We start from the raw sequence: 20,156 nt of genomic DNA on the forward strand, positions 1-20,156 counted from the left end.
CGATTAAGCCCTATTCGGCCTGGTCACAAGGATCAGGCGCCGGTGGAGTCGCTAGCCGAGGGCGGGTTGCCGCCACGTGAACGGAAATCGAGGCTCACCGAGTTGATGCAATAGCGCAGCCCCGTCGGCGGCGGGCCGTCGGGGAAGACATGGCCCTGATGCCCGTCGCAGCGCGCGCAGCGCACTTCGACACGGCGCATGCCATGGCTGGTGTCGGCATGTTCGGAAACATTGGCCGAGTCGATCGGCTGGGTGAAGCTCGGCCAGCCCGAACCCGAGTCGAACTTGTCGAGGCTGTCGAACAGCTCGAGCTTGCAGGCGGCGCAGACATAGACGCCGTCGGCCTTGTTGTCGGTATAGCGGCCGGCAAAGGCGCGTTCGGTACCCGCCTCGCGCAGCACGTGAAACTGTTCCGGGGTCAGGCGCTTGCGCCACTCGGACTCGGGGAGGTTCAGATGCTCCATATCCCTCAGCATGTGTGCGCGGTCGGGGTCCGCGTCAATCCGGGTTCGCGCGGAAGCGGGCCAAACCGGCGTTGACCTTCAATTGCCGCTTCAATTCCTCGGCCGGCGGCGCCCAGAGAAAGCCGAAGCTGACGGCACCCTGCTTCGACTCGACGACGTGGTGCAGCCGGTGCGCCTGGACGATTCGCTTCATATAGGTCGAGCGCGCCACGTAGCGGTGCCTGAGTCGCTGATGGACGATCACGTCGTGGAAGCCGAAATAGATCGCGCCATAGCCGGCGATCCCCGCCCCGATCCAAATGAAGCCCGGCCACCAGCCCGCCTGCACGCCGCCATAAAGCAGCACGATCGAAGGCACGGCGAAGATCACCGCATAGAGGTCGTTCCACTCGAACCAGCCGCCGCGGGCGCGGTGGTGGCTGGCGTGGAGGAACCAGCCGGGCCCATGCATCACCCAGCGGTGCATCGCCCAGGCGAAGGCCTCCATCGCCGCGATGGTCGCGCAGAACAGGGCAAGGCTGATCCAAGGGGGCATGGGCTCTAGATAGGCGCTCGCGCTCAGAAGGCGAAGGTGCCGTCGCATTGGGTCGGCGTCAGCGTGTATGCCGCGAAGACCTTCTCGCTGCCGTCCGGCTTGCGCGCGGTAATCGTCCATCGCCAGCCCTTGCCCCGCGGCTCGAAGCGGTTGGCATAGAGCGCGTCGGGATAGGCATAATCGATCGCGATCGTCCCCTGCGTCACCTGCCCCTTGCCGACGGCACTGTAGCCGGCGCCGAAACTGTCCATCCACCAGGCGCTCAGCTTGTGGCCGTCATGGTCGCCGATCGTGATCGCGGCGTCATAGGGATCGGCGGGATCCAGCCCGTGCGACTCGAGCAACAGATAGCGCCCGCCCAGCCGCCAGGCGCCGCGCACGCGAGTCGCGACTCGCTTGCCCATCACTTCGCCGGGCGCGTCCCAGCAGCCGCCGAGCTTGTCGAGTGCGGCATGGGCGGAGTCGGGAGCGAGGAGCAGCGCGGCGACAAGGGCGAAAATCATGGGGCCAGCGCTAGCGGCGTCGCTCCCGGAGCGCTATAGCATCGCGTCTATTGCAATTATGTCGCACTCGCATTTACGTGGAAAAGATTTGGATTCGCGCGCGCGTCGTGCTTAAGGCACGCGCAAACCCCCTTCCCGCCACAACCACAAGGGCGCGCTCCCCATGAACATCCATGAATATCAGGCCAAGGAACTGCTCGCGAAGTATGGTGCGCCGATCGCCGCCGGCTTTGCCGCCTTCACCGTCGAGGAGGCCGTCGAGGCCGCCAAGAAGCTGCCTGGGCCGCTCTATGTCGTGAAGTCGCAGATCCATGCCGGCGGCCGCGGCAAGGGCAAGTTCAAGGAGCTCGCGCCGGAGGCCAAGGGCGGCGTCCGCCTCGCCTTCTCGCTCGACGAAGTCCGCGCCCATGCGACCGACATGCTCGGCAACACGCTGGTGACGATCCAGACCGGCGAGCATGGCAAGCAGGTCAACCGCCTCTACATCACCGATGGCGCCGATATCGCCAAGGAGTTCTATCTGGCGCTCCTCGTCGATCGCGCCACCAGCGAAGTCGCCTTCGTCGTCTCGACTGAAGGCGGCATGGACATCGAGGAAGTCGCGCATTCGACGCCCGAGAAGATCCACAGCTTCTCGGTCGATCCCGCGACCGGCTTCATGCCGCACCACGGTCGTGCCGTTGCCGCGGCGCTGGGCCTGACCGGCGATCTCGCCAAGCAGGCCGCCAAGGTCGCCTCGTCGCTCTACGCCGCGTTCCTCGCGACCGATGCCGAGCAGATCGAAGTCAACCCGCTGGCGCTGACCGAGCAGGGCAACCTCCTCGTCCTCGACGCCAAGGTCGGCTTCGACGGCAACGCGATGTTCCGCCACAAGGACCTGGCCGAGCTGCGTGACGAGAGCGAGGAAGATCCCGCCGAGCTCGAAGCCTCGAAGTACGACCTGGCGTACATCAAGCTCGACGGCGACATCGGCTGCATGGTCAACGGCGCCGGCCTGGCGATGGCGACGATGGACATCATCAAGCTGAACGGCATGTTCCCGGCCAACTTCCTCGACGTCGGCGGCGGCGCTTCGAAGGAGAAGGTCACCGCGGCGTTCAAGATCATCCTCGCCGATCCGAACGTGAAGGGCATCCTGGTCAACATCTTCGGCGGCATCATGAAGTGCGACATCATCGCCGCCGGCATCGTCGCCGCGGCGAAGGAAGTGAACCTCGCGGTGCCGCTGGTCGTCCGCCTCGAGGGCACCAACGTCGCCGAGGGCAAGGAAATCCTCGCCAATTCGGGCCTCGCCATCGTTCCCGCGAACGACCTGGGCGATGCCGCGAAGAAGATCGTCGCCGAAGTGAAGAAGCTCGCGGCCTGAGCGATCCGACTGGCTGACAGTCGTCACCGATAGAAGGGCGGAAGAGACCGGCGCTGGTTTCTTCCGCCCTTTTTCGTCAGCGCGGGCGAGTCGACGAAACACCCTTCTCGCTGATGCTCTTCTCCGTCGCCGGTGCGACCGTCTTGGCCGTGGTCGGAGTCATCGACAGGCGCGACGGCATGGTCCCGGTCATCAGCTTGGCATCCGCCGCGGGCGCGGCGTCGTTGCGGCGGCCGCCGGTATAGGTCCGGCCCTTGCCTTCAGCGGCTTCGGCCTGGCTGGTGGCGGGGCAATTGCCCTCAGATTCGGGCGCGGCGGTCTTCCCGGTCGGATTGGAGCCGCCCTTCACTATGACCCCCTTGATCGGCTGGCCCGGCGTGCAGCGGGCATAGCTCGACGAAACAGCGCCGCCCGGCTTAGCCACCGTCGAGGACGCGGCGGGCGTCTTCTTCTCGGCAGCAGCAGGAGCATCCTGTGCGAAGGCCGGAGTCGCAGCCACGATCACCGCCATCATGGCGCAGAGCGCTATGTCATATTTCCCCATATTCCCTCTCCTTTCTGCATGAAGCTGCAGCTTCTCTCCTGAATTTGCGGTGAACTCGTGGCACCACCGTAACAAGGCGGTTCGACCCGCATTTTCGAGCTTTGGGTATGCTGGAAGCGCTTTGGGGCTGGACTTGAATCGATTCTCGGGCATTAGCGATTGGCATTGCCGATCTTCCAGCGATGGAGAGGATTTCGATGAAGGTGCTGGTGCCGGTCAAGCGTGTGCTTGACTATAACGTGAAGCCCCGCGTGAAAGCGGACGGGACGGGCGTCGATCTGGCGAACGTCAAGATGAGCATGAACCCGTTCGACGAGATCGCGATCGAGGAAGCCGTGCGCCTGAAGGAAAAGGGCGCGGCGACCGAAGTGGTCGTGGTCACGATCGGCGTCGCCAAGGCGGAGACCGACGTGCTGCTCACCGCGCGCGCCATGGGCGCCGACCGCGCGATCCTGATCCAGACCGATGACGAGATCGAGCCGCTGGCCGTCGCCAAGCTCCTCGCCAAGGTCGCCGAAGAGGAGCAGCCCGGTCTGATCATCCTCGGCAAGCAGGCGATCGACGACGATTCGAACCAGACCGGGCAGATGCTGGGTGCGCTGCTCGGCTGGCCGCAGGGCACCTTCGCCTCGAAGGTCGAGCTGGGCGGCGAGGGCGTACAGGTTACCCGCGAAGTCGATGGCGGCCTCGAGACGGTCGATCTGAAGCTCCCCGCGATCGTCACCACCGATCTGCGCCTCAACGAGCCGCGCTATGCGACTCTGCCCAACATCATGAAGGCCAAGTCCAAGCCGGTCGCGAAGAAGACCGTAGCGGATTACGGCGTCGACGTGGCCCCGCGCCTCAAGACGCTCAAGGTCGTCGAGCCGGCCAAGCGCTCGGCGGGCATCAAGGTGGGCTCGGTCGACGAGTTGGTCGAGAAGCTCAAGGCTCTGGGAGTCGCGAAATGAAGACGCTGGTTTGGGTCGAGCACGACAATCAGAACCTCAAGGACGCCACCCTCGCGGTGGTCACCGCCGCGGCGAAGCTGGGCGAAGTCCATCTCCTCGTCGCCGGCAAGGGCGTCGACAATGTCGCCAAGCAGGCAGCGGCGATCGAGGGCGTGGGCAAGGTCCATGTCGCCGACGACGCGGCCTATGAGCATGCGCTGGCCGAGAATGTCGCGCCGCTGATCGTCAGCCTGATGGCTGATCACGACGCGGTCCTCTTCCCCGCGACCACCACGGGCAAGAACGTCGCGCCGCGCGTCGCCGCAGGCCTCGACGTGATGCAGATCTCGGACATCCTCTCGGTCGAGGGTGCGGACACCTTCACCCGCCCGATCTATGCCGGCAACGCGATCGCCACCGTGCAGACCAGCGACAAGAAGCTGGTGATCACCGTGCGCGGCACTGCCTTCGCCAAAGCCTCGGCCACCGGCGGTTCGGGCACGATCGAAGCGGTGGCCAGCCAAGGCGACAAGGGCCTGTCGAGCTTCGCAGGTGCGGAGATCGCCAAGTCCGAACGTCCCGAGCTGACCAGCGCCAAGGTGATCGTCTCGGGCGGCCGCGCGCTGCAGAACTCCGAGAACTTCCATGACGTAATCGAGCCGCTTGCCGACAAGCTCGGCGCCGCAGTCGGCGCCTCGCGCGCCGCGGTCGATGCCGGCTATGTCCCGAACGACTATCAGGTCGGCCAGACCGGCAAGATCGTCGCCCCCGAAGTCTATATCGCGATCGGCATCTCCGGCGCGATCCAGCACCTCGCCGGCATGAAGGACTCCAAGACGATCATCGCGATCAACAAGGACGAGGACGCCCCGATCTTCCAGGTGGCGGACTATGGCCTGGTCGGCGACCTGTTCAAGGTCGTGCCGGAGCTGACCGAAAAGCTCTGAGGCCGGTCGTTCCAAGAAAAATGGAAGGGGCGTTCCTGCGGGAGCGCCCCTTTTCATATGCAGGGCGCGCTATGCGCCCGGTTCTGCTCGGGCGGCTTCCAGCGTCTGCACGTCGAGAACGCGATCGGGGGTGAGGCGCTCGATCGGTTCGCGCGCACTCGCGATCATCCCGCCCACCGAAGCGAGGCTGGAAGCCGGAAGATAGCGGATGCCGTCGGACCAAGGCCTGGCCAACGGCGTCACGGTATCCAGCGCGACGATACCCTTCACGGTCGCCTTCGGTTTCTGCCCACCGAAGCGAGCGAGCAGGCCGACACGCGGGGCATCGTCGACCACCAGAACCGCATCGGCGGCGGGCGGAATCACGGTCGGCACGCCTAATGTCCATACGAAGGTGCGCTGCGCCGCGCCGCCATCGGCGAAGAGCATCAGCGAAGGCACGAATATGTCTTCGCTGAGTTGCCGCTGCAGCGTCGCCCGCGCGAAATTCCAGCGCCATGCCGCATCATTGTCCGCCATCGGCAAAGTAGCGGGTGGTTCGATGCTGTGCTGGAAGATCGTCTGATATCCGAACTGGTTGGCGCGGCGCCATCCGGCCATGAACTCCGCCTCGGTGCAACCGTCGGCGCCGCGCTGCGGATCGTACAGGAAGAAATCGGCTTCGAGATTCAGGGCTGCCAGTTCGGCTGCGGCCTCGCGTACGAAGAAGTCCGGCCGGAAGACGTTCAGCACCAGCGCGAAATGCCGGCGCGCGAAGCATGGGTCGGCGGCTGGCTCTTCATCCGCTTCCTCGGGATCGGGCTCGACGAGCTCGAATATGAAATACACGCCGCTGTCGGGGTTCTGGTAGACCGCCTGCCCCTGCGCGATCTCGTAATGCAGTCGCCCCGCGAAAAGCCGCTCGAAGCTCGGCAAGTCGATATCGCCGCCATCGCGCGCGAAGAAATACAGATCGAAGCTCATCGAAATCCCCCCGCTCCAAGCTGGGCGAAGGGCGCGGCGCAAGCAAGCCTGTCGGCGCTTCTAGTCCGCCCCCATCGGCCGCGGCGGCGTGACTTCCCGAAGCGGCAACGGCGGCACGGTGGAGAGCTTCGCTGCAATTCCCAGCGCGATCAGCGTCAGCACCCCGCAATAGAGCGCCACCCCGGTCCAGCCCCAGCCGGTCCAGGCGACGCCGCCCGCCGAGCCGAGCAGGCTCGATCCCAGATAATAGAAGAACAGGTAGAAGGCCGCCGCTTGCCCGCGGCTCGCCCGGGCGCGCCGGCCGACCCAGCTCGAGGCGATCGAGTGCGCGCCGAAGAAGCCGATGGTGACGATGCCGATTCCCGCCACCACCAGCGCGAGCAAATGCGACGCGGTCAGCGCGGTGCCGATCAGCAGCATGGCCGTCGGGATCCAGAAGATCAGCCGGCGCCCGCGCTTTTCCGCCAGGTGCCCGAACCAGGTCGAGCTCACCGAACCCAATAGATAGAGCAGGAAGATCGCACCGATCGCGGCATGGCCCAGGCCGAAGGGCGGGGCGAGCAGCCGGAAACCGACATAATTATAGACGGTGACGAACACGCCCATCAGCAGGAATGCCTCGGCATAGAGCAGGGGCATTGCGCGGTCCTTGAACAGTTCGCGCCCGGCGGCGAGCACGGCGGTCGGATGGACCGGCTGCGCCACGAAGCGGCGTGACGGCGGGGCGAGGCGGCGGAAGCCCTCGGCCATGGCCAGTCCGACCAGTCCGACGACGATCAGCCCCCAGCGCCAGTCGACCAGGCTGGTGACCAGGCTCACGCCCAGCCGCCCGGCCATGCCGCCGATCCCGCTGCCGGCGATATAGAGCCCCATCGCCGGTCCCACCGAGTGCGGCTCGATCTCCTCGCTGACATAGGCCATCGCTACCGCGGGCATGCCGGCGAGCGCGATGCCGGTGAGGAAGCGCAGCACGAGCAACGCGTCCCAGCCCGGCGCCAGCCCGGTGAACATAGTCAGCAGCCCAGCAGCGAACATCGCGAACACCATCAGCGGGCGCCGGCCGAGCTTGTCGGAGAGCATGCCGGCGAACACGATCGCCACGGCGAGCGGCCCGGTGGCGATCGAGATGGCCAGGCTCGCCACTTCTGCGCTCAACCCGAATTCGCTGGCGAAGAGCGGCAGCAGCGGCTGCGCCGAATAGAGCAGCGAGAAGGTCGAAAAGCCCGCGAACAGCATCGCAATGGTCAGGCGCCGGTATCCGGGGGTGCCGCGCGTATAGCCGCCAGGTTCAGTCATGACTGGCCAACGCGCCTGCGCCCTTCCGGTGCAGCGCGCACCTGCATTTTTCGCAGCCAGCCCTCCAAAACGCGCAAGCCTCCATAGGTACACTTATAGGAGATGCCGGTTGACGCTGCAGTGCAGCATGGCCACTTGCACGAAATGCACGCACCCGCTCCCCATACCCATGCTGTCGGCCTCGTCCATTTCGCCCTGGCGATGGGCGGCTTCGCGATCGGCACCACCGAATTCGCGACGATGAGCCTGGTGCCCTACATGGCGCAGGGATTGGGCATCGACGCGCCGACCGCGGGCCATGTCATCAGTGCCTATGCGCTGGGCGTGGTGGTCGGTGCGCCGCTGATCGCGGTCGGCGCGGCGAAGCTCTCCCGGCGGCTGGTGCTGATCCTGCTGATGACCGCCTTCGGGCTGTTCAACACGCTGAGCGCCCTGGCTCCCGATTATCACTGGCTGCTGCTGTTCCGCTTCCTTTCCGGCCTGCCGCACGGCGCCTATTTCGGCATTGCCGCCTTGGTCGCCGCCTCGCTGGTGCCGGCGAACAAGCGTTCCCAGGCGGTCGGGCGGATGATGCTCGGCCTCACCGTGGCGACGATCCTCGGCGTGCCGCTCGCCAACTGGCTGGGCCAGGCAGTCGGCTGGCGCTGGGGCTTTGTGGTGGTCGGCGTGCTCGCGCTGGCGACGGTGGCGTTGGTCGCCCTGCTCGCCCCGCGCGATCCGCCCCAGCCTGGCGCGAGCCCGCTCAAGGAGCTCGGCGCGCTCGCCAATGGCCAGGTGTGGCTTACCCTGGGGATCAGCGCGATCGGCTTTGGCGGCATGTTCTGCGTCTACACCTATGTCGCCTCGACGATGCTCGAAGTGACCAGGACCTCGCCGGGCATGATCCCGATCGTTCTCGCGATCTTCGGCTTGGGCGCGACGCTCGGCAGCATCATCGTGCCGAAGTTCGCCGATCGCGCGCTGATGCCCACCGGCGCGGTGCTGCTGCTCGGCAGCGCCGTTGCCCTGGCGCTCTATCCGTTCGCGGCGCGCCAGCTGTGGAGCATCGCGCTCGACATCTTCGCGATCGGCTTTCTCGGTGCATTGGGTGCCGTCCTGCAGACCCGGCTGATGGACGTGGCGGGCGAAGCGCAGGGCCTCGCCGCGTCGCTCAACCATTCGGCATTCAACTTCGCCAATGCGCTCGGCCCCTGGCTGGGCGGCCTCGCCATCGCCGCCGGTTATGGCTGGACGTCGACCGGCTGGGTCGGGGCGCTGCTTTCGCTTGGCGGGTTCGGCGTGCTGGTGGTAGCGGTGCTGGTCGAGCGCAGGACGAAGTAACCGGCCAGCGCCGACAGGATCGAGCCGGCGAGCACGCCGATCTTCACTTCGTCGCTCAGCAATGCGTTGTTCGGAAAGGCAAGCCCGCCGATGAACAGGCTCATCGTGAAGCCGATCCCGGCGAGCAGCGCCATGCCGTAGATCTGGCTCCAGCGTGCCTCAGGGCGCGGCGCGATGCCGGCCTTCACCGCCACCCAGATGCTGCCGAACACGCCCACTTGCTTGCCGAAGAACAGCGCCAGCGCGATGCCGAGCGGCAGCGGCGCGATCAGCACCTCGGGTCCCAGGCCGGTCATCGACACGCCGGCATTGGCAAAGCCGAACAGCGGCACGATGGCGAAGGCCACCCAGGGGTTGAGCACATGCTCCAGCTGGTGGCCGACACCGCGCGGGATCGCCATCGCCGCCGCCACTCCCGCGATCGTCGCATGCACGCCCGAGGCGAAGACGAGCAGCCAGAGCAGCACCGCCAGCCCCAAATAGGGCCAGGCCCGAGTCACCCTTGCGCGGTTGCACCCGGCCATAACGGCGAGCACCACGCCCGCTCCGGCCAGCGCGAGCAGGTTGAGCTTGGCGGTATAGGCGACCGCGATGATCAGCACCGCGCCCATGTCGTCGACGATGGCGATCGTGGTGAGCAACAGCTTGAGCGAGGTCGGCGCGCGCTTTCCGAGCAGCGCCATCAGCCCCATCGCAAAGGCGATGTCGGTCGCCGCCGGGATCGCCCAGCCGCGCAGCAGTTCCGGCGTGCCGCCGGCAACCGCGAGGTAGATCAGCGCCGGCACCGCCATGCCCGCCACCGCGGCGATCACCGGCAGGGTCCGTTGCGACCAGCTCGACAGCCGGCCGGCCGTCACCTCCGCCTTGATCTCCAGCCCTACGAGCAGGAAGAACGCCGCCATCAGCGCGTCGTTGATCCAAGCATGCGCATCGAGCGGCCCCAGTTCCACGTGGAGCATGTGGAAATAGGCGGGCGCCAGCGGCGAGTTCGCCACCGCCAGCGCGCATGCCGAGGCGACCATCAGGGCGATCCCGCCAGCCGCTTCGCTGGCGATGAAGTCCCGCATGGTCGAGCGCAGGCTCATGTCCGGGCGAGCGCCTCGGCGATCAGCTTGCGGCTATTCTCGATACCGTAGAGCGCGATGAAGCTGCCCATGCGCGGGCCCTGCTCGCTGCCCAGCAGCGTCTCGTAGAGCGCCTTGAACCAGTCGCGCAGATTCTCGAACGCGCCCGATTTGCCGATCTCGTAGACGATGTTCTGGATGTTCTCGGCCGAGGCGTCCTCGGGCAGTGCCGCGAGCTGTTCGTCGAGCTGGCGCAGCGCCCCCGCCTCGGCTTCGCTCGGCGGGCGCCGTTGTAGAGTCGGCTCGACGAAGTCGCGGGCATAGCGGATCGCATAGCCCACCATGCGGTCGAGCTCGGGATGCGATTCGGGCGACAGGTCCGGCGAATAACGGCGCAGGAACCCCCAGATCGTCTCGCGATTGCCCACCCCCGGCAGGCTGACCAGGTTGAGCAGCAGCCCGAAGGTCACCGGCAAAGTCTCGGCCGGCACCTGCCCGTTATGGATATGGTGCACCGGGTTGCCGAACTTCTGCGCGATCTCCTGCGTCGGATAGTTCGCGCGGAACTGCCAATATTCCTCGATCGCGCGCGGGATCAGCCCGAGATGCAGCGACTTGGCCTTTTTCGGCTCGCGGTAGATGTAGAACGACAGGCTCTCATCCGGCCCATAGGTCAGCCACTCGTCGATCGACAGGCCATTGCCCTTGGACTTGGAGATCTTCTCGCCCTTGGCGTCGAGGAACAGCTCGTAGATCAGCCCCTCGGGCTTCCGCCCGCCGAGCACCTGGGCGATCTTGCCGCTCTGAATGCCGCTGTCGATCAGGTCCTTGCCGTACATCTCGTAATCGACGCCGAGCGCCGCCCAGCGCATGCCCCAATCGGGCTTCCACTGAAGCTTGGCCTGGCCGCCGAAGATGGACTGCTCGATCGTCTCGCCTTCATCCTCGAAACGAATGATCCCGGTCTCGGCATCCACCACTTCCACCGGCACCTGCAGCACGACGCCGCTCTTCGGGCTCACCGGCAGCACCGGCGAATAGGTCGCCGCGCGTTCCGCCCGAAGGGTCGGCAGCATCACGTCCATGATCGCCTGATAGTTGCGCAACACCGTGCGCAGCGTCGCGTCGAACCGGCCCGAGCCATAATATTCGGTCGAGGAGGCGAATTCATATTCGAAGCCGAATCGATCGAGGAATTCGCGCAGCATCGCATTGTTGTGCGCCGCGAAGCTGTCGAACTTCTCGAACGGATCGGGGATGCGCGACAGCGGCTTGCCGAGATGTGCGGCGAGCAGCGCCTGGTTCGGAACATTGTCCGGCACCTTGCGCAGCCCGTCCATGTCGTCGCTGAACGCGATCAGCCGCGTCTTGTGGCCGGTCATCTCTTCATAGGCGTGGCGCACCATGGTGGTGCGCAGCACTTCCTGGAAGGTGCCGATATGCGGCAGGCCCGAGGGGCCGTATCCGGTCTCGAACAGCACAGGCGATGCGTCGGGCTTGCCGTCCGGATAGCGTTTGACGAGCTTGCGGGCCTCTTCATAGGGCCAGGCCTTGGACTCGAGCGCGGCGGCGCGCAGGGTAGCTTCGTCTGTCATGATCGCCTGCGCGTGCGCGAACGGGCGGATTTTTGCAAGCTACCCTGCGCGAAGCGTCACTCGATCGTCACGCCCACCACGCGCCAGGCATCGCCCTCGCGCTCGAGCGTGACGGTCTCCATCGCCTCGGCCTTGTTGGCGAAGCTCGTGCGGAACTTCACCACCTCATAGCCAAAAGGCGGCGCGGGAAGATTTTCCTGGCTGAGGAAGCTACGCGAGATCGTCGCGCCGAGCGGTACGCGCACCTTCTGCGACGTCGCGGCCCAGACCTGCACGGTGTTCAGCTTGCGGAACGCCGCGCCGGTCGTCCGGTAGCTGTCGTCCCATTTTCCCTGATCCACCAGGGTCAGGAACTGGCGTGCCGCGTCCACCACCTTCGCATCCGGTGCGGTGCGGGAAAGCATCGGCGTCTGCGCCGTGGTGGAGGCGACATGCGGCAAGGCGGTGAGAGCCAGCAGGCCAAGAGCGAATGTCATGAGGACGACTCCGATGAGGATCCAGGGATGGCGATGCGCCAGCCCCACGCCGCGGTTCGGCGTGGCGGCCTGATCCATCGGGGGATGCGCCGCGTCTTCCCCGATTCCCCTGTCCCCAAGCAAATTGTCCCCAGGCAAAACGGGAGTCGCCAGACCGGCAGCGTCGCCTTCGGCCGCCAGCAACAGCCGCGCCGCCTCGCGACTGCTCGACACCGCCAGCTTGCGCCGCGCATCGCGCAGCCGTTCGTTGATCGTATGGACGGAGAGATCGAGGCTGCGCGCGATCGACTTCGCGTCATGGCCGCGGACGATCAGGCGGAGCGTCTGCTTCTCCTTTTCGGTCAGCGCCCAGAAGCCGGTTTTGACCTGCATGTTCATACCCTTGCCGACCTAGGCCAGTCGAACGCGTCGCAGCTACCCCGAAAAATTCGTATCTCCGCGCGGAATATGCAGGGACCTCGCGACAGGATTCTTGCCTCTTCCAAAATAGGATTTCGCCTGAGATAGACTCGTGGATGGACGAGTCGCACAAGATCATAATCCCGTATTTCACGCCGGTCCCGCTGGCGCGCAACCGCAAGGATGGCTGGACGCCGGCGCGCCAGCGCATCTTCCTCGCCGCGCTTCTCACCACCGGCCTGGTCTCCCGCGCGGCCAAGGCGGCGGAGATGGGCGTCACCTCCGCCTATGCCCTTCGCAAGCGCAAGGGCGCGGAAAGCTTCGCCGCCGCCTGGGACCAGGTAGAGCGCACCGCGCGCGACCGGGCGCTGTCCTATGTCATCGAGCATGTGATGCACGGCGAAACCTGCCCGCGCTTCTATCGCGGCCGCTTCGTCGGGACGATCCACAAGGTCGATCAGAAAGTTGCGCTCGCCGCCGTCCGCGCGATGTTCACCGAGCCGCCCGGACGGTGTCGCGACGGATGGCGGCCCAAAGTGAAATGATTTTGCCCGACTCCCTTCACTTTACCGAGCGCGGCACAGGCATTTCGTTGCTCTTTCGTTCCGCCTTGGGCAGTAAGGGCACGTGACCGCCCTTCCCGAGACCCCCGATGATCACCGCACAGCCAGGCGTGCAGGCGCCGCGCTCTGGGAAGGCCGGCAGGCGCTGACGGCAACGCTAGCGCTGCCGTTTATCGTGATGGTAGTGAGCTTTCCCCTCTGGGGCATCGCGCTGGCCACCGTCCTCGAGCCTTCGGTTGGGTCGGTCTTCGCATCGTTGCGCGAAACCTGGGGGCAGGATCTGCCCAATCCGCAGCTCTCGCGATCGGCGCATATCGCCTTGCTGGTGATGCTGATCGTCCCGCCGCTCGTCGCGCTTGCGACGTTGGTCGAGGGGCTGCGGCTGCGCTACCGGGTGGACCGTCTGGGCGTGGAAGTCTGGCGGGGCACGCGCCTTCGCCAGCGGATTCCGCTGAAACAGATCGGCCATGCCGCGCTGCGCCCCTGGATCGGCATGTCCACGCTAAGGGTTCAGCGCGCGCCGCGAGGCAAGATCGAGATGAAGCTGCGCGCGGGCGAGGCCGAGCGCCTCCGCGCGGTGCTGCGGAGCCTCGACGTGGCATGCGGTCGCGCCGGACCGGACCCGGTTCCACCGCTCGCCGCGGATGAGACGGTGCGCTGGCAGGGCCGACCCGGCGTCGCGACGCTCGAATGGGCGCGCGTGCTGCTCGCCCATATCGTGCTGCTGCCGGCGCTGATCTTCGCGCTGCTGCTCCACGCAGTCTGGAGCAGCAATCCTCCGATCGCGTTCGGCATCCTCCTATCGCACGGCGCGTTGCTCGTGTTCGGCCTGCCGGGGGCGGTAGCGCTGGGCGCCTATGGCGACCGGCTGCTCGCCTGGCGGCGCGATGCCGCGGGCAATGTCTTGGTTACGGACCGGCGTATCGCCTGGCAGGCGGCAAGTTCGGGCCGGCTCTACCGCGAGATCCCGCTGCCCGAGCTGGTCGACGCTTCGATCGTCGAGGAAAAGAGCGATCGCGCCTGGGTGGGACTGACCGTCCGCCGCGGGAGCGACAATGTCCGGGAGGAGAATCTGCGCGGCATTCCCGATGCCGACGGCTTCCTCGCGGCCCTGCGTATTCCCGCATGAGCCTGCCCTACCCCGCCCTCCACGCCAGTCATGGCGGCGTCTGGCTCGCCACGCCGGAGGAGACGCGCGCGATCAGCCGGGGCGAGGCGATCCGGATCGCGGCGGACACCCCGGTGGTCCTGCTCAACGCGCCGCTGATCGGCCAAAGATTGGGCTATTCCGAGCTGTCGGGGCTCGACCTGCTCGAGCTGTTCGCCTTCCTGCGTCCCGCGCAGTTCATGGTGCCGACGCCCAAGGGCCTTGCCCGCGTCACCGGGCTCGAACCGCCGGCCGAGGACGCCGAAGTCGCCGGTTTCCTGCGCCAGGCGGCCGAGGCGTTGCTCACGCTGGCCAAGGGCGACTGGCCCGAGCGCGAAGGTGCCTGGCACGGCGTGCAATCGCTGTTCCGGCTGCGCTGGCCTTGGGCGCCCGCACTTTCCCAGGCGATCGCCAAGCCCGAGCGCGCCGAGCGCTGGCTGTTCTCCCGCCTCCCCGAATGGACCGAGCAGCCGCCGCGCGTGCCGCCGCGCACCGTGACGCTGGCCGATACGGACATCGCCGATCGCCTCGCCCGCCTCACCGGCAGCGAGGCCGAGCGCCGACAGGGCCAGCGCGACTATGCCGCCGCCGCCGCCGGCGCCTTTGCCCCGCGCGACATGCGCGAATCGCCCAATGTCGTGCTGGCCGAGGCAGGCACCGGCATTGGCAAGACGCTCGGCTATCTCGCCCCCGCCTCGCTCTGGGCAGAGCAGGCCGGCGGCGCGGTGTGGGTGTCGACCTTCACCAAGGCACTGCAACGCCAGCTCGGCCATGAAGGCGAGCGGCTGGTGCCCGATCCAGAGCTGCGCAAGAAAAAGATCGTCACGCGCAAGGGCCGCGAGAATTACGCCTGCCTGCTCAACCTCGAGGATGCGCTGCAGGGTGGCTTCACCGGGCGTGCCGCAATACTCGCGCAGCTGGTGGCGCGCTGGGCGGCCTATACCGCAGATGGCGACATGATCGGCGGCGACCTGCCTGGCTGGTTGCCCACCCTGTTCCGCCGCAACGGCTCGACTGCGCTTACCGATCGCCGCGGCGAATGCATCTATGCCGGCTGTCCGCATTATCGGAAATGCTTCATCGAGCGCGCCGCCCGTGCGTCGGCCGATGCGGATATCGTCATCGCCAACCACGCGCTGGTGATGGTCAACGCGGCGCGCGGCCGTGAGACCGCCAGCCGCCCGACGCGCTATGTCTTCGACGAGGGGCATCATCTGTTCGATGCCGCCGACGCGATGTTCGCCGCGGCGCTCACCGGGCAGGAAGCGATCGAGATCCGCCGCTGGGTGACGGGGCCCGAATCGGGCTCGCGCGGAAGGCGCCGCGGGCTCGCCGCCCGGCTTTCCGATGTCGCCAGCTATGACGAGGAAGGCGGCCGCGCGATCGTCGACGCCGTCGATGCCGCGCGCGCCTTGCCGAGCGACGGCTGGCTCCAGCGGTTGAACGAAGGCGAGCCCTTCGGTCCGGTCGAGCATCTCCTCGCGGCGGTGCGCGGCCTCGTCTATGCCCGCGACACCAACGGCGCCGCCGACGCCGGCTATGGGCTGGAAACCGAGCTGGCCGAGCCCGATGGCGTCTTGGTCGAGGCGGCGGGGCCGGCGGGCGAAGCGCTCGACGCCCTGCTCCGCCCACTCGTCCATCTCGGCCGCCGGCTCGAGGCGGTGCTCACCGAGGCGCCCGACTGGATGGACAGCCAGGCGCGTGCCCGGATCGAAGGGGCGGTCGCTTCGCTCGGCTGGCGCGCCGATACGGTCGGCGCCTGGCTCGCCTTGATCGCGCGGATCGGCGGCCCGGCCGATTCGGCGTTCGTCGACTGGCTCGCGGTCGATCGGGTCGAGGGACGCGAATATGATGTCGGTTTGCACCGCCATTGGCTCGATCCGTCCAAGCCTTTCGCCGAGACCGTGCTCAAGCAGGCGCATGGCGCGCTGGTCACTTCGGCGACGCTGCGCGCCGGCGGCAATTGGGAGGTCGCCGAGGCGCGCTCCGGCGCGGTCCATCTGATGCGCCCGGCCCAGCGTTTCGAGGCCGTCAGCCCGTTCAACTATGCCGAGCAGGCCGAAGTGCTGATTGTCACCGATGTGAAGCGCGGCGACATGCCTGCGCTTGCAAACGCTTATGCCCGGCTGATCGTCGCGGCGGAGGGCGGCACGCTTGGCCTGTTCACTGCGATCCGCCGCCTGCGCGCCGTCCATGCCCGCGTCGCCGATCGGCTGGCGCGTGAAGGCCTGCCCCTGCTCGCCCAGCATGTCGATCCGATCGATACCGGCACGCTGGTCGATATCTTCCGGGACGATCCGCGCGCGTCGCTGCTCGGCACCGATGCGCTGCGCGACGGGGTCGATGTGCCCGGCGATTCGCTGCGGCTGGTGGTGATGGAGGGGATTCCCTGGCCCAAGCCGAGCGTGCTCCACGCCGCGCGGCGGCTCGCCGGCGGCGGCACCGCCTATGACGACCGCATCGTCCGCGCGCGCCTGGCGCAGGCGTTCGGCCGGCTGATTCGGCGCGCCGATGACCGCGGCACCTTCGTGCTGCTCTCCGCCGCCAGTCCGTCGCGGCTGCTCGACGCCTTTCCCGTGGGCACGCGGGTGACACGGGTCACCCTCGATCAGGCAGTCGAGCGGGTTCTGCTTTCCTTGTCCGCCAAGCTGGGGCAAGAGGCCCCCGCGAACGCCTGACCGGGGATTCCATGAAGACGCTCACCCTGCTCCGCCATGCCAAATCCGGTTGGGACGATCCCGTCGCGCGCGACTTCGATCGCCCGCTCAATCCCAAGGGCCAGCGCGCCGCCGCGATGGTCGGGCGCCACATGCGCGCCGAGGGTCTGGAGTTCGACCATGTCCTCGCCTCGCCGGCGGTGCGCGTGATCGAGACGCTGGCGCAGGTCGCCACCGGCTATGGCAGCGATCTCGCGCCGCATTGGGACCAGCGGCTCTACCTCGCCTCGGAAGGGACCTTGCTCGATCTGGTCCATGAACTGCCGGGCGGCGCCGATCGCGTGCTGTTCACCGGGCACAATCCCGGGCTGGAGGAACTGGTGCTGCGCCTCGCCGGCGAGAATGGCCTGCGCGATTCGGTCGAGGTGAAGTTCCCCACCGCGAGCCTGGCCGAAATGCGCTTCGACGTGCCGAGCTGGGCGGATGTGACGCCGGGGACTGGCGAGCTGGTCCGCTTCACCCGTCCGCGGGACCTCGATCCGACATTGGGGCCGGACTACAACTAGCTCAGCTGTCCTCGTCCAGCGCCTGGGCGAGCGAGTCGCGGACTGCCTGGAGCCCTTTCCTGTCCTCGCTCGAGCCTGCGGTGGCGGTCCCCGCAGCGGCGCGGGCAGTAAGGCTTCCCTTTTCCGCCACGAGCAGCTTCTGCACGCCGCGGATCGTGTAGCCCTGGTTGGAAAGCAGGTCGTGGATGCGCCGCACCAGCGCGACATCCTCGGTCCGGTAATAGCGGCGATTACCCGCCCGGGTGAGCGGGCGCAGCTGGGGAAAGCGCGTTTCCCAATATCGCAGGATATGTTGGGGGCGCCCGATCTCCTGGGCGAGTTCGCCTATCGTCCTCAGCGCGCCAGCAGCCTTTTCTGGCCCTGGCATCGCCGCGTTCCTCAGTCAGCCGAGACGATGCGGTCACGCATCATCTGGCTGGCTCGGAAGGTGAGGACGCGGCGTGGGGCGATCGGCACTTCGACGCCGGTCTTGGGGTTGCGGCCTACGCGCTCGCCCTTGTCGCGCAGGATGAAGCTGCCAAAGCCGGAGATCTTGACGTTTTCGCCCTTGGACAGCGCTTCGCACATATGGCTGAGGATCTGCTCGACCAGCCGCGCGGCATCGGCACGCGAGAGTCCAACTTCGCGATGGAGCGATTCGGCGAGATCGGCTCTGGTCAGCGTGCCCGCAGCGATCATGCTGCAACTCCCCCTTGCATCCAACTGTGTCGAGTCGGTCGTATCAGATTGTTTCGACACAGCAAACGGGAACATTGTGGTTCCGAAATGATTATCTGCGATTTCGCGCAGACGTTAGAAACGCACTACAGCGGCGCCCCAGGTAAAGCCGCCACCCATCGCTTCCAATACCAGCAGGTCTCCTTGCTGGATACGCCCGTCGCGCACCGCCGTATCGAGCGCGAGGGGGACAGAGGCGGCAGACGTGTTGGCATGTTGATCGACCGTGACGATCACCTTCTCGGCGGGCAGGTCCAGCTTGCGCGCGGTCGCGTCGAGGATGCGGGCATTGGCCTGGTGCGGCACCACCCAGTCGACGTCGCTCGCCTGGAGCCCCGCGAGCGCAAGTGATTCCGACATCACGGAGGCAAGATTGACCACTGCGTGGCGGAACACTTCGCGGCCCTTCATGCGCAACTTGCCCACCGTCTGGGTGGTCGAAGGGCCGCCATCGACATAGAGCATGTCGTTGTAGCGGCCATCGGCATGGAGTTTGGTCGCCAGGATGCCGCGACCGCCTTCGTCCGCCGTGTCCTGGGCCTCGAGCACGATCGCGCCCGCGCCGTCGCCGAACAGCACGCAGGTCGCGCGGTCTTCCCAGTCGAGGATGCGGCTGAACGTCTCGGCGCCGATCACCAGCGCGCGCTTGTGGACGCCGGCGCGCAGCATCGAGTCGGCGACCTGCACGGCATAGAGGAAGCCCGAGCAGACCGCGGCGACGTCGAACGCCACGCAGTCGGGGATGCCGAGCATCGCCTGCACCTTGGTGGCAGTGGCGGGAAAGGTCTGGTCCGGCGTCGCGGTGGCGAGGACGATCAGGTCGATGTCCGCGGCGGCGATGCCTGCCTTGGCCAGCGCGGCCTTGGCGGCCTCGGCGGCCAGCGTGCCGGTCGTCTCGTCCGGCCCCGCGATGTGGCGGAAACGGATGCCTGTGCGCTCGACGATCCACTCGTCGCTCGTATCCACTTCCTGGGCGAGTTCGGCGTTGGAAACGCGGCGGGGTGGCAGGGCGGAACCCGTGCCGATGATGACGGAACGCAGGGTCATCTTGAGGTGTCTAGGCCGCCTTTGCTTCGAAGTTCCCGAGATCCTCGGCGATGCGGCGGTTGAGATCGTCGCGCAGCATCTTAGCGGCGAAACCGATCGCAGTGTCGACGCCGAGCTCGTTGGCGCTGCCATGGCTCTTCACGACGATGCCGTTCAGGCCGAGGAAGACTGCCCCATTATGGTTGTTGGGATCGAGATGCGTGCGCAGCAGCTCGGTCGCCGGCTTGGAGATCAGGAAGCCGATCTTCGAGCGAGTCGAGCTGGAAAAGGCGCGCTTGAGCAGGTCCGCCACGAAGCGGGCGGTGCCTTCGATCGTCTTCAGCGCGATATTGCCCGAGAAGCCGTCGCACACGATCACATCGACATCGCCGCGCGACAGCTTGTTGCCTTCGATGAAGCCACGGAAATCGAGGCGAAGATGCTTGGCATCGCGCAACTCGGCCGCGGCGTCGCGAATCGAGTCGGTGCCCTTCATTTCTTCGGTGCCGATATTGAGTAGCGCGACTCGGGGATTTTCCAGGTCGAGCGCAGTACGCGCATAGGCGGCGCCCATCACTGCGAACTGGACGAGGTTGCGTGCATCGACTTCGGTGTTGGCACCGAGATCGAGCATCACCGTATCGTTCTCGCCCAGGCTCGGCAGTAGCGCGGCCAGCGCGGGCCGATCGATCCCCGGCATGGTGCGCAGCGAAAGCTTGGCCATTGCCATCAGCGCCCCGGTATTGCCCGAGGAGACGGCAGCGCCAGCCTTGCCCTGCTTGACCAGGTCGATGGCGATTCCCATCGATGTCGTCTTGGCGCGCCGAATCGCCGCGCTCGGCTTCTCATCCGAGGCGACGACGCCGGGTGCGTGGACGATTTCAGAGGCGGCCGTCAGGTTCGGGTGGCTCTGCAGACCCTCACGAATCTGCGCCTCGTCACCGACGAGGATGAACTGCATGCCCTCGAACCGACGGCGCGCGCGGGCAACACCGGCGAGCATCACCGCAATTCCCTCGTCACCGCCCATCGCATCGACGGCGATTCGAGAGGAATTCGTCATGCCCGCATGCCCCCGC

General features: G+C 66.8%; 21 protein-coding genes. 8 read left to right on the forward strand and 13 right to left on the reverse strand.

Going from position 1 to position 20,156, the window contains the following annotated elements:
* Positions 1 to 32 precede the first annotated feature (32 nt).
* From msrB to AC1RPL_RS16325, 3 genes are read right to left on the reverse strand one after another with little or no spacing between them, the layout of a single operon-like run.
* The gene (gene msrB, locus AC1RPL_RS16315; RefSeq protein ID WP_493070951.1) at positions 33 to 464 is read right to left on the reverse strand and encodes a peptide-methionine (R)-S-oxide reductase MsrB; all 432 of its coding nucleotides are present in this window, start codon (positions 462 to 464) and stop codon (positions 33 to 35) included.
* Between the two features lie 34 nt (positions 465 to 498).
* Complete coding sequence (locus AC1RPL_RS16320; protein ID WP_493070652.1) at positions 499 to 999, reverse strand: sterol desaturase family protein; 501 nt, start codon at positions 997 to 999, stop codon at positions 499 to 501.
* A 23-nt stretch (positions 1,000 to 1,022) separates the two neighbouring features.
* Complete coding sequence (locus tag AC1RPL_RS16325) at positions 1,023 to 1,502, reverse strand: hypothetical protein (protein ID WP_493070654.1); 480 nt, start codon at positions 1,500 to 1,502, stop codon at positions 1,023 to 1,025.
* Between the two features lie 163 nt (positions 1,503 to 1,665).
* Between AC1RPL_RS16325 and sucC the strand changes: the two genes are divergently transcribed.
* The gene (sucC, locus tag AC1RPL_RS16330) at positions 1,666 to 2,868 is read left to right on the forward strand and encodes an ADP-forming succinate--CoA ligase subunit beta (RefSeq protein WP_493070656.1); all 1,203 of its coding nucleotides are present in this window, start codon (positions 1,666 to 1,668) and stop codon (positions 2,866 to 2,868) included.
* A gap of 76 nt (positions 2,869 to 2,944) precedes the next feature.
* On the opposite strand, the gene AC1RPL_RS16335 is transcribed toward sucC, so the two are convergent.
* On the reverse strand, positions 2,945 to 3,412 hold the full coding sequence (locus AC1RPL_RS16335) for a hypothetical protein (protein WP_493070658.1): 468 nt from the start codon (positions 3,410 to 3,412) through the stop codon (positions 2,945 to 2,947).
* Between the two features lie 197 nt (positions 3,413 to 3,609).
* On the opposite strand from AC1RPL_RS16335, the gene AC1RPL_RS16340 reads away from it, so the two are divergent.
* A complete protein-coding gene (locus tag AC1RPL_RS16340; RefSeq protein WP_493070660.1) occupies positions 3,610 to 4,362 on the forward strand; it encodes an electron transfer flavoprotein subunit beta/FixA family protein in 753 nt (250 codons plus the stop codon).
* Complete coding sequence (locus tag AC1RPL_RS16345; RefSeq protein WP_493070661.1) at positions 4,359 to 5,288, forward strand: electron transfer flavoprotein subunit alpha/FixB family protein; 930 nt, start codon at positions 4,359 to 4,361, stop codon at positions 5,286 to 5,288. Before AC1RPL_RS16340 ends, AC1RPL_RS16345 begins: the two co-directional genes overlap by 4 nt.
* A gap of 69 nt (positions 5,289 to 5,357) precedes the next feature.
* Here the strand turns inward: AC1RPL_RS16345 and AC1RPL_RS16350 are convergent, their stop codons facing one another.
* On the reverse strand, positions 5,358 to 6,251 hold the full coding sequence (locus tag AC1RPL_RS16350; RefSeq protein WP_493070663.1) for a hypothetical protein: 894 nt from the start codon (positions 6,249 to 6,251) through the stop codon (positions 5,358 to 5,360).
* Between the two features lie 60 nt (positions 6,252 to 6,311).
* Positions 6,312 to 7,547 (reverse strand): MFS transporter, encoded by a 1,236-nt coding sequence (locus AC1RPL_RS16355; protein WP_493070665.1) that lies wholly within the window; start codon positions 7,545 to 7,547, stop codon positions 6,312 to 6,314.
* Positions 7,548 to 7,691: 144 nt separating this feature from the next.
* Between AC1RPL_RS16355 and AC1RPL_RS16360 the strand changes: the two genes are divergently transcribed.
* Positions 7,692 to 8,867, forward strand: a complete 1,176-nt coding sequence (locus AC1RPL_RS16360; RefSeq protein ID WP_493070667.1) for an MFS transporter — start codon at positions 7,692 to 7,694, stop codon at positions 8,865 to 8,867.
* Here AC1RPL_RS16360 and nhaA read toward each other — a convergent pair.
* From nhaA to AC1RPL_RS16375, 3 genes are read right to left on the reverse strand one after another with little or no spacing between them, the layout of a single operon-like run.
* The gene (nhaA, locus tag AC1RPL_RS16365; RefSeq protein ID WP_493070669.1) at positions 8,768 to 9,952 is read right to left on the reverse strand and encodes a Na+/H+ antiporter NhaA; all 1,185 of its coding nucleotides are present in this window, start codon (positions 9,950 to 9,952) and stop codon (positions 8,768 to 8,770) included. The genes AC1RPL_RS16360 and nhaA overlap by 100 nt on opposite strands.
* Positions 9,949 to 11,526, reverse strand: a complete 1,578-nt coding sequence (locus AC1RPL_RS16370) for a lysine--tRNA ligase (protein ID WP_493070671.1) — start codon at positions 11,524 to 11,526, stop codon at positions 9,949 to 9,951. The genes nhaA and AC1RPL_RS16370 overlap by 4 nt, the downstream gene beginning before the upstream one ends.
* 56 nt (positions 11,527 to 11,582) lie before the next feature.
* Positions 11,583 to 12,380 (reverse strand): helix-turn-helix domain-containing protein, encoded by a 798-nt coding sequence (locus tag AC1RPL_RS16375; protein ID WP_493070673.1) that lies wholly within the window; start codon positions 12,378 to 12,380, stop codon positions 11,583 to 11,585.
* 137 nt (positions 12,381 to 12,517) lie between these two features.
* Between AC1RPL_RS16375 and AC1RPL_RS16380 the strand changes: the two genes are divergently transcribed.
* The 4 genes from AC1RPL_RS16380 to AC1RPL_RS16395 all read left to right on the forward strand — a co-directional run bounded on the left by AC1RPL_RS16380 (position 12,518) and on the right by AC1RPL_RS16395 (position 17,334).
* A complete protein-coding gene (locus AC1RPL_RS16380) occupies positions 12,518 to 12,946 on the forward strand; it encodes a hypothetical protein (RefSeq protein WP_493070675.1) in 429 nt (142 codons plus the stop codon).
* Between the two features lie 82 nt (positions 12,947 to 13,028).
* The gene (locus AC1RPL_RS16385; RefSeq protein ID WP_493070677.1) at positions 13,029 to 14,093 is read left to right on the forward strand and encodes a hypothetical protein; all 1,065 of its coding nucleotides are present in this window, start codon (positions 13,029 to 13,031) and stop codon (positions 14,091 to 14,093) included.
* Complete coding sequence (locus AC1RPL_RS16390) at positions 14,090 to 16,789, forward strand: ATP-dependent DNA helicase (RefSeq protein WP_493070679.1); 2,700 nt, start codon at positions 14,090 to 14,092, stop codon at positions 16,787 to 16,789. The genes AC1RPL_RS16385 and AC1RPL_RS16390 overlap by 4 nt, the downstream gene beginning before the upstream one ends.
* An 11-nt stretch (positions 16,790 to 16,800) precedes the next feature.
* A complete protein-coding gene (locus tag AC1RPL_RS16395) occupies positions 16,801 to 17,334 on the forward strand; it encodes a SixA phosphatase family protein (protein ID WP_493070681.1) in 534 nt (177 codons plus the stop codon).
* Position 17,335: 1 nt separating this feature from the next.
* Here AC1RPL_RS16395 and AC1RPL_RS16400 read toward each other — a convergent pair whose 3' ends face one another.
* The 4 genes from AC1RPL_RS16400 to plsX form a co-directional block, all read right to left on the reverse strand.
* Complete coding sequence (locus AC1RPL_RS16400) at positions 17,336 to 17,701, reverse strand: MerR family transcriptional regulator (protein ID WP_493070683.1); 366 nt, start codon at positions 17,699 to 17,701, stop codon at positions 17,336 to 17,338.
* A gap of 11 nt (positions 17,702 to 17,712) precedes the next feature.
* On the reverse strand, positions 17,713 to 18,012 hold the full coding sequence (locus tag AC1RPL_RS16405) for an integration host factor subunit alpha (protein ID WP_493070684.1): 300 nt from the start codon (positions 18,010 to 18,012) through the stop codon (positions 17,713 to 17,715).
* A 114-nt stretch (positions 18,013 to 18,126) separates the two neighbouring features.
* Positions 18,127 to 19,098, reverse strand: a complete 972-nt coding sequence (locus AC1RPL_RS16410; RefSeq protein WP_493070686.1) for a beta-ketoacyl-ACP synthase III — start codon at positions 19,096 to 19,098, stop codon at positions 18,127 to 18,129.
* 10 nt (positions 19,099 to 19,108) lie between these two features.
* Complete coding sequence (gene plsX / locus AC1RPL_RS16415) at positions 19,109 to 20,140, reverse strand: phosphate acyltransferase PlsX (protein ID WP_493070687.1); 1,032 nt, start codon at positions 20,138 to 20,140, stop codon at positions 19,109 to 19,111.
* Positions 20,141 to 20,156 lie beyond the last annotated feature (16 nt).

The sequence above is a fragment of the Sphingomonas sp. GW821-FHT12D09 genome (assembly GCF_058807215.1).

What these genes read in the sequence shown, in the direction of transcription:
- msrB (WP_493070951.1), bottom strand. Translation starts at nt 464, where the DNA reads ATGGAGCATCTGAACCTCCCCGAGTCCGAGTGGCGCAAGCGCCTGACC.
- AC1RPL_RS16320 (WP_493070652.1), bottom strand. Translation starts at nt 999, where the DNA reads ATGCCCCCTTGGATCAGCCTTGCCCTGTTCTGCGCGACCATCGCGGCG.
- AC1RPL_RS16325 (WP_493070654.1), bottom strand. Translation starts at nt 1,502, where the DNA reads ATGATTTTCGCCCTTGTCGCCGCGCTGCTCCTCGCTCCCGACTCCGCC.
- sucC (WP_493070656.1), top strand. Translation starts at nt 1,666, where the DNA reads ATGAACATCCATGAATATCAGGCCAAGGAACTGCTCGCGAAGTATGGT.
- AC1RPL_RS16335 (WP_493070658.1), bottom strand. Translation starts at nt 3,412, where the DNA reads ATGGGGAAATATGACATAGCGCTCTGCGCCATGATGGCGGTGATCGTG.
- AC1RPL_RS16340 (WP_493070660.1), top strand. Translation starts at nt 3,610, where the DNA reads ATGAAGGTGCTGGTGCCGGTCAAGCGTGTGCTTGACTATAACGTGAAG.
- AC1RPL_RS16345 (WP_493070661.1), top strand. Translation starts at nt 4,359, where the DNA reads ATGAAGACGCTGGTTTGGGTCGAGCACGACAATCAGAACCTCAAGGAC.
- AC1RPL_RS16350 (WP_493070663.1), bottom strand. Translation starts at nt 6,251, where the DNA reads ATGAGCTTCGATCTGTATTTCTTCGCGCGCGATGGCGGCGATATCGAC.
- AC1RPL_RS16355 (WP_493070665.1), bottom strand. Translation starts at nt 7,547, where the DNA reads ATGACTGAACCTGGCGGCTATACGCGCGGCACCCCCGGATACCGGCGC.
- AC1RPL_RS16360 (WP_493070667.1), top strand. Translation starts at nt 7,692, where the DNA reads ATGCACGCACCCGCTCCCCATACCCATGCTGTCGGCCTCGTCCATTTC.
- nhaA (WP_493070669.1), bottom strand. Translation starts at nt 9,952, where the DNA reads ATGAGCCTGCGCTCGACCATGCGGGACTTCATCGCCAGCGAAGCGGCT.
- AC1RPL_RS16370 (WP_493070671.1), bottom strand. Translation starts at nt 11,526, where the DNA reads ATGACAGACGAAGCTACCCTGCGCGCCGCCGCGCTCGAGTCCAAGGCC.
- AC1RPL_RS16375 (WP_493070673.1), bottom strand. Translation starts at nt 12,380, where the DNA reads ATGAACATGCAGGTCAAAACCGGCTTCTGGGCGCTGACCGAAAAGGAG.
- AC1RPL_RS16380 (WP_493070675.1), top strand. Translation starts at nt 12,518, where the DNA reads ATGGACGAGTCGCACAAGATCATAATCCCGTATTTCACGCCGGTCCCG.
- AC1RPL_RS16390 (WP_493070679.1), top strand. Translation starts at nt 14,090, where the DNA reads ATGAGCCTGCCCTACCCCGCCCTCCACGCCAGTCATGGCGGCGTCTGG.
- AC1RPL_RS16395 (WP_493070681.1), top strand. Translation starts at nt 16,801, where the DNA reads ATGAAGACGCTCACCCTGCTCCGCCATGCCAAATCCGGTTGGGACGAT.
- AC1RPL_RS16400 (WP_493070683.1), bottom strand. Translation starts at nt 17,701, where the DNA reads ATGCCAGGGCCAGAAAAGGCTGCTGGCGCGCTGAGGACGATAGGCGAA.
- AC1RPL_RS16405 (WP_493070684.1), bottom strand. Translation starts at nt 18,012, where the DNA reads ATGATCGCTGCGGGCACGCTGACCAGAGCCGATCTCGCCGAATCGCTC.
- AC1RPL_RS16410 (WP_493070686.1), bottom strand. Translation starts at nt 19,098, where the DNA reads ATGACCCTGCGTTCCGTCATCATCGGCACGGGTTCCGCCCTGCCACCC.
- plsX (WP_493070687.1), bottom strand. Translation starts at nt 20,140, where the DNA reads ATGACGAATTCCTCTCGAATCGCCGTCGATGCGATGGGCGGTGACGAG.